6 protein-coding genes are annotated in these 7,106 nt (G+C 63.5%); 4 read left to right on the forward strand and 2 right to left on the reverse strand.

Annotated features, from left to right (window positions below; genetic code table 11):
* The 3 genes from AC1D34_RS31755 to AC1D34_RS31765 form a co-directional block, all read left to right on the forward strand.
* The coding region (locus tag AC1D34_RS31755; RefSeq protein WP_476826373.1) for an HAD family hydrolase at positions 1–706 on the forward strand (706 nt) is incomplete at its 5' end.
* A gap of 202 nt (positions 707–908) precedes the next feature.
* Positions 909–1,745 (forward strand): hypothetical protein, encoded by an 837-nt coding sequence (locus AC1D34_RS31760; protein WP_441493106.1) that lies wholly within the window; start codon positions 909–911, stop codon positions 1,743–1,745.
* A 266-nt stretch (positions 1,746–2,011) separates the two neighbouring features.
* A complete protein-coding gene (locus AC1D34_RS31765) occupies positions 2,012–4,075 on the forward strand; it encodes an alkyl/aryl-sulfatase (RefSeq protein ID WP_476826374.1) in 2,064 nt (687 codons plus the stop codon).
* 64 nt (positions 4,076–4,139) lie between these two features.
* On the opposite strand, the gene AC1D34_RS31770 is transcribed toward AC1D34_RS31765, so the two are convergent.
* On the reverse strand, positions 4,140–4,772 hold the full coding sequence (locus tag AC1D34_RS31770) for a DedA family protein (RefSeq protein WP_476826375.1): 633 nt from the start codon (positions 4,770–4,772) through the stop codon (positions 4,140–4,142).
* Positions 4,773–5,795: 1,023 nt separating this feature from the next.
* Between AC1D34_RS31770 and AC1D34_RS31775 the strand changes: the two genes are divergently transcribed.
* Positions 5,796–6,098, forward strand: a complete 303-nt coding sequence (locus AC1D34_RS31775; RefSeq protein ID WP_476826376.1) for a phasin family protein — start codon at positions 5,796–5,798, stop codon at positions 6,096–6,098.
* A gap of 146 nt (positions 6,099–6,244) precedes the next feature.
* Here the strand turns inward: AC1D34_RS31775 and AC1D34_RS31780 are convergent, their stop codons facing one another.
* Positions 6,245–6,886 (reverse strand): GntR family transcriptional regulator, encoded by a 642-nt coding sequence (locus AC1D34_RS31780; protein ID WP_476776639.1) that lies wholly within the window; start codon positions 6,884–6,886, stop codon positions 6,245–6,247.
* Positions 6,887–7,106 lie beyond the last annotated feature (220 nt).

A 7,106-nucleotide genomic window follows, 5' to 3' on the forward strand; every position in this document is an offset into this window, starting at 1 on the left:
CGGCTGGAAGGCGAAACAGCCGTTCAAGGCGGTCCTCGGTGGCGACATGCGGGCATTGTTGGCATCCGGCGAACAGGGGCTGATGCAGCTCATCGGCGCCACCCATGCCGGCATGACCTCGGAGGCGTTTGCGAAGATCACCACGGACTGGCTGGCGACGGCGCGCCACCCGCGCTTCAAGCGCCCCTATACCGAGCTGGTCTACCAGCCGATGCTGGAATTGCTCGCCCATCTCCGCGCCAATGGCTTCAAGACCTATATCGTGTCGGGAGGCGGTGTGGAGTTCATGCGTCCGTGGACAGACAGGGTCTACGGCATTCCCCCCGAGCAGGTCATCGGCTCCTCGATCAAGACTCGCTTCGAGATGCGCGATGGCAGCCCGGAGATCTTTCGCCTGCCGCAGATCAACTTCATCGACGACACGGTCGGCAAGCCCGTGGGTATCAACCAGCATATCGGCCGCCGGCCAATTGCGGCGTTCGGGAACTCCGACGGGGATCTCGAAATGCTGCAATGGACCACGCTGTCGGGCGGGCCGCGCTTCGGCCTGATCGTCCACCACACCGATGCGGAGCGCGAATACGCCTATGACCGCAATTCCCATTTCGGCAAACTCGACAAGGCGCTTGACGCCGCGGCCGTGAACAAATGGACGGTGGTCGACATGAAGCGGGACTGGAAGAAGATCTTTCCGTTCGCGGAGTGAGGACGGCATTCGGCGGCCGCGCAGGGCAGGGAGCATGTCCCGAGGCGCCAAACGGGTGCAGGGTTTCCGTCTGGCTGCGCGCAATGTGAAAGGGGACATCTCATTCATTCTGACACGCCGTGAAAGCGCATTGCGCCGAGCGATCTGGGCTTTTTGCACGCGCGCCGGCGGAAGGCGTGCACACCCACAAGGGAGGCTCCAAATGCTCACGAAACACTTCACTTGCGTCATTTTTCTGCTTGCTGGGCTTGGATCGGTGCGGGGTGAGGCTCAGACGCAAGGCACCGAGCCTCGGCCGAACATCCCCCTGCAAAAGACGATCGGTGTAGCCACACCCACGGGGCCAGTTCCCTCGCTCGCCGTCATCAACTCGACAGGCGCAAAGCTGGAGGGAAACACCCTGACTTTGACGGGTGTTTCGGCGAATTCGATCGTTTTCGCTGATCGCCCCGTGCGCGCCGCCGGCCATGTCGCCACCAGGCAGTTCATCATGCAGTGGGACGAAGGAAAGGACAATTTCGCCAAGGATCCTCCGAACGCCACCATATCGGTCCTGGGCGGGGATGGTTCGAAGGTCAGTGACGCTGTGGTGACGTTGCGATCGCCGAAACTCGATGCGGGCAACCTGACCTTTGAGGTCTCAATCCTCGAGGGGAGCCTCACCGGGGCGAGCGGGCCGGCGGCGTTGTTCATCGACCGCTTCGGAGGCTTCGGCGGCGGCGGGTTCGGCGGCCGCCTCGGAGGCGGCGATTTTGGCGGGCGCGACTTGGGTGGCTTCGGCGGAGGCGATCGGTTYGGCGGCGATGCGCGACTGGGCGATGCGCGATTGGGTGACGATCGCGTCGGCTATGACCGCTGGGGCGCCTATGATCGAGCCCGGGTTGGCGGCGCCTACTGGCATGCGCCGGTCTACAATGGCGCCTGGTATGCCAGCGGGGCGGCCTTGGGCGCAGCCGCCGGAATCGCCGCGACGCGGCCCTATGGCTATGGCTACGGCTATGGTCAGTGCGGGTACTATCCCTATCCAGCCTGCTACTAGATCCCCCGTGATGCGCCGGGCCGGTGGGACAACCGCAAACTGCTCGGGGTCGTTCCCTTCGCGTCGAGGCGGTCCTCTGCGTGGATCGACCCGGGATGTCCTTGGATGCCGGCAAGGCAGGTGCGGGTCGCATCCAGCAGCCACGCTGCGTAGCAAGCTCTCACTTTGCCGCACGTGGACAGGAGAGACACGCTGGAGAGGCCCGCTCCGTCGAAGTCTCGTCTCCGCGTCTGATGTTTCATTCGGCCAATACAGAGGGCTAGAAAATGAGCGGCTCATTGAGAATTCTGGCGCTTGTGCTTGGCGCAGTCGTCGCTGGAGCATTTGGTGATGCCTCGGTCGCGCAGGAGCAGCATTTCCATCCCAAGGGGAACATGCCTTCGCGATTCACGATCGAAGCGCAGGAACAGCAGCGGCGGATATTGCCCCTTGCCGACAAGCAGGACTTCCAGGAAGCGAAGCGCGGCTTCATCGCCTCGCCGCCCTATCGCAAGATTATGAATGACAAGGGCGACGTGGCCTGGAACATTGATAACTGGAACTTCCTCCTGAACGGGAAGGACTTTGACAGCATCCATCCGTCACTGCAGCGCCAGGCCTTGCTCAACATGGAGTATGGCCTGTTTGAAGTTGTGCCTGGCATCTATCAGGTCCGTGGCTTCGACCTCGCCAACGTCTCCTTCATCCGAGGGAATACGGGCTGGATCGTGATCGACCCCCTGACGGTCAAGGAAACGTCACGGGCCGCGCTGAAATTCATCAACGAGAGGCTCGGCGAACGCCCTGTCGTGGCGGTGATCATCTCCCATTCCCACGGTGACCATTTCGGCGGGATCCGCGGTGTCGTGGACGATGCCGCTCTGGCCGCAGGGAAGGTCCAGATCCTTGCGCCCAAGGGCTTCATCAACGAGGCCATCTCCGAGAATCTCTACGCCGGCAACGCGATGACCCGCCGCAAGAGCTATACCTACGGCGACGTCCTGTCCCAGAGCCCCTACGGCCATGTGGATTCATCGATCGGCAAGGGTGTCGCCAGCGGGGATGTTGGCATCCTGCCCCCGACCCGGAGCATTGAGTTGCCCATCGAGGAACTGACCATCGACGGCGTGCGGATGGTCTTTCAGAACACACCCGGCACGGAAGCGCCGGCGGAGATGAACACCTGGTTTCCGGACCTCAAGGCTTTCTGGGCCGCCGAGAACATCGTCGCCGGACAGCACAATGTCCTCACCTTGCGGGGCGCGCCGGTGCGCGATGCGCTCGCGTGGTCGCAATATATCAACGACGCGCTGTACCGGTTTGGCGATCAGGCGGAGGTGATGTTCGCATCGCATAGCTGGCCGCGATGGGGAAAGGCGCGGATTGGCGAGGTGATGCGCGGGCAACGCGACATGTATGCAAACCTGAACAACCAGGTCCTGCATCTGGCGAATTCCGGGGTGACGATCAACCAGATCCACAATGTCTATGAGCCGCCCAAACGCCTGCTGCAGCAATGGTACGACCGCGGCTATCACGGCTCCTACCTGCATAACAGCCGAGCCGTGATCCAGCGTTACCTTGGATTCTGGGATCTGAACCCGGCAACACTCGTCCCGCTGTCGCCGGAAGACTCCGCGCCGCTTTACGTGGAGATGATGGGCGGCGCCTCAAAGGTGATGGCGAAGGGCCGCGAGCTCTACGACCAGGGCAAATACCGCCACGCAACCGAGATTATCAACAAGCTGGTCTACGCGGAACCGGGCAACCAGGACGCAAAGAACCTCCTCGCCGACACGTTCGAGCAGATGGGCTACCAGTTCGAGAGCCCGAGCCTGCGGAACAGCTTCCTGTCCGGCGCCAAGGAACTGCGCGATGGCGTCATCGCGGTGAAGGCGGCAAAGGCGGGCAGCCCCGACTTCGTACGCGGCACCACCACCGAGCTGTTCCTGAATTACCTCGGGGTCCAGATGGACAGCCGCAAGGCCGACGGCATGAAGTTCAAGATCAATATCTCGACGCCGGACAATGGCGAGCGGTTTGTGGTCGAGATGAGCAATGCGACGCTGACGACGATCGCCGGCTATCAGGCCGCGGATGCAGATCTGACGATCACGATCGACCGCCGCGAGCTGGAGGACGTGATGATCGGCACGGCGAAGCTGGCCGACAAGGTCTCGGCCGGAAGGGCCAGGATGGCAGGAAATCCCGCCGTGCTCGCGCAGCTCGGTTCGACAATGGTCAAGTTCGACAATTGGTTCGAAGTCCTGCCGGGCACGAAGAAGGAGACCGGAACTTCGCCAAGGCCCGAAATCCTGCAGGACGACGCGACCTATTACGAGGGGCCCTGACTAAACCAAGGAAGGGCTCAGTCATCCCGGAGCGCGAAAGCTCCTCGGTTTTCTTTTCGGACCTCTATTGCGGCGAGCCTTGTTGCTTGCGGCTGCGCCAAAGCCAGACGAGGAGCACGATCGCGCCGATGGCTGCCAGGACGAGCGGGAGCACCCTTATCCCAACATGACCCCATCGCGGGATGTAGGTCGCGATCCCGGACATATGCGTGCCGAAATAGAAGGCGCCGGCACCCCAGACGGCAACCCACAGCGCGCCGCCGAGCGCGTTGAAAAGCAGGAAGCGCCGCCAATCCATTCCGGTCGTGCCGGCGGCGATGCCATTGAGCTGCCGAAGGATGTTGACGAACCGCGCCGCGGCCACCGTCGCTGGACCATAACGTGCAAAGACCGCTTCGACGTGATTGAAGCGCTCAGGTGTCAATCCGATCCGCGATCCATGCTTGAGGATGACGGCTCGGCCGAAGGTCCGGCCGATCAGGTAGCCGACATTGTCGCCGAGGACAGCTCCCACCCAGGCGTTGAAGAGGACGGCGGACAAGGACAGCTCGCCGCGGGACGCGAGTACGCCGGCGAAGATCAGCGCGGATTCTCCCGGCAAAGGTGCCCYGAGCGACTCCAGAAACAGGATCACGAAGATGGCGACAGCGCCATATTCGTGAATATAGGGCTCGACGGCCGAAAACAGATGTTCCATTCCGCGCGTCGCCTCGCTGGATCATCGGAGCCGATATCGTATCCTGCCCGAAGACAGATCGGCACATCTGCGGTGATTATGGGCGGAGCGCCCGGCCTGTAAATCGACTGGTCGCGGCGGAAGGCTCCACGGTCGACCGGCGCGAAACCCTCCCATGGATCGTCGGGCGCCAGGCTGCCCGGAGCACATGATTGCCTGGCCGGTCGCCGGGCCAGGACTGTTCGCAGTCCGGTCGCGGGGCCCTCTTCATCTTATTGTGGACGTTGAGTCATTGCGCGCAAGCTCTTCGGCGGACTCACGTTTTAGCCTGCCCTGCGAGCGTGTGACTTGAGCCGCCGGCTGTCGCGGGCGCAAACCGGGCGGCCGGATCCGGCTCCCCGGCTCGGCGCCGTCTCGCGCTGCTATTTGAACGCCATCGGGGCGACAAAGAGTGCAGCGAGTGCCAGCACGACCCCGATACGCAGCCAGACAGCCCTGACGTGATGTCTCACAAGCATGCGACGCTCCCTCAGACACAACGACGGAACTCACGTAGCGAACCCGTCGCGGACCTGCATTCCGGTGACGGAGCCAGCCAAGCCTCGATCTCATCTTGAACCTGCCCCTGCGCGGCGCAAGCGGCGTTGAGGCTGCCGGGCTCCTGGCCGGGGTCACGACTTCGTCAACGGGCAACGCGGTCCCGCGGCTTGCGCGGGGGCGACGAACTCTCCCGTCAGGAAACCGCCATCATCCACGAGCACAACGCGGGCATCATCCCGGCATGCGGCGCAGCCTCATCCCAGACTGCGGCGGGCCGCGGTTGGTTCGTTCGCGGATATCGGCCGCGCTGTTCACGGTCGCCGCGATGGGACGATCCGATCTTGGCTAAGACGGCCCGAAAGCGGCCCGAGCGCGGCCACCTTCCAGGCGCTGTCGTCCCACCATCACAGCAAGGGAGACGCGACCATGCCTGAGCTCTCGAACACCCTGATGGACCCATTGCAAAATTCTCTGACTGTCGCAGTCTAGACGAACAGGCTCGCCCTGGACGCCGCCCAGAAGCTTGGCGTGCTGCAGATGAGGATGCTGCGGAGCTGCATGGACCTGGGCTTCGCGCGGCTGAGCGCAGCCGCCGAGATCAAGGACGCGGACGGCCTCATGGCGTTCCAGGCCGGCCAGATCGAGGCCGCGATGAGCCTGTCCGAAAGGCTGATCGACGACAGCATGGCGCTCGCCGATCTCGGCGAGGGGATCATGGTGGAATGCGGCAGGCTGACCGAAGACGTCATCGGCCCATCATCGCAGCGGCTGTCCCTGCAGGGCAGAGTCTCGCGCAAGGCCGCGTGAGCGCTGCCGGCTTCGCGCTGTCATCGCTCGGGCGGTCGGCAGGCTTCCGGGCGAAGGGTTGCGGCCTTGCCGTCACGCGGAGAGCGAGCCCGGCATAGCAAGCGGCGGCGGAGCGGCCGGCGGAACCTTGCCCCGGTTCGCCGCGCCTATCGCGGCGTTGCCATCCGGCCGACGACGGCCAGGGCGAATTCCACGAGGTAGGCGTTGAGCGTCAGCGACGCCGCGCTGGCTGCGGCCACATCCCTGCTGGCGATGCCCTTGAGGATCTGCTGGTGGAGCCGCTTGCCGCGCGCGATCTCCTGCTGCTCGTCGCGCACATGCATGACCCAGAAGCGCCGCGACAGGGACTGCAGCGGCGTCATCAGGGCCGCGAGATAGGGATTATGCGCCGCCTCGATGATCAGCGCGTGAGTCTGCCCGACCGTTTCTGAATAGTCGTGCAGCGTGAATTCGCCATCAAGCACGGCCGCCAGCTTTTCAATCGCAGCAATGTCCTTCTGCGTTGCGCGGGCGCAGGCAAGCTCCACCGCGAGCAGCTCGTTGGCGCGCCGCACCTCCAGGCCGCTGAGTTGATCCTCGATCGAGATGCCGGGGATTTCGATGCCTTTGTTGGGGTGGATCCGCACCATGTAGCTGAGGGCGAGGCGCTGGATCGCCTCCCGCACCGGCGTCCGGCCGAGCCCGGTCAACTCCATCAGATGACGTTCCGAGACCATCGAGCCGGGCTTCAATTCGCCCCGGACGATCAGGCGTTGCAGCACGGCGACGGCTTCTTCCGACTGGTTCATCTCACCCTTCCGCGCCGTGCTGTCTCGCTGCGCAGATCCGCAGCGGCGTTCGATTCCGCCTACCTCATCCGCGCCGGCTTTCCAAACCATTATTCATCCGATATATCGGTTGCATATTATCGATGTTCAATGACGCCGCCGGAGGAATGATCCTTGAAATACGCCCCCCATCTCGAGCCCAGTCCCTTGCCGTTTTCGCCCTTCAAGAGCTGCACGGTGC

This window comes from Allobosea sp. P1_A7, from assembly GCF_056406775.1.

What these genes read in the sequence shown, in the direction of transcription:
- AC1D34_RS31765 (WP_476826374.1), top strand. Translation starts at nt 2,012, where the DNA reads ATGAGCGGCTCATTGAGAATTCTGGCGCTTGTGCTTGGCGCAGTCGTC.
- AC1D34_RS31780 (WP_476776639.1), bottom strand. Translation starts at nt 6,886, where the DNA reads ATGAACCAGTCGGAAGAAGCCGTCGCCGTGCTGCAACGCCTGATCGTC.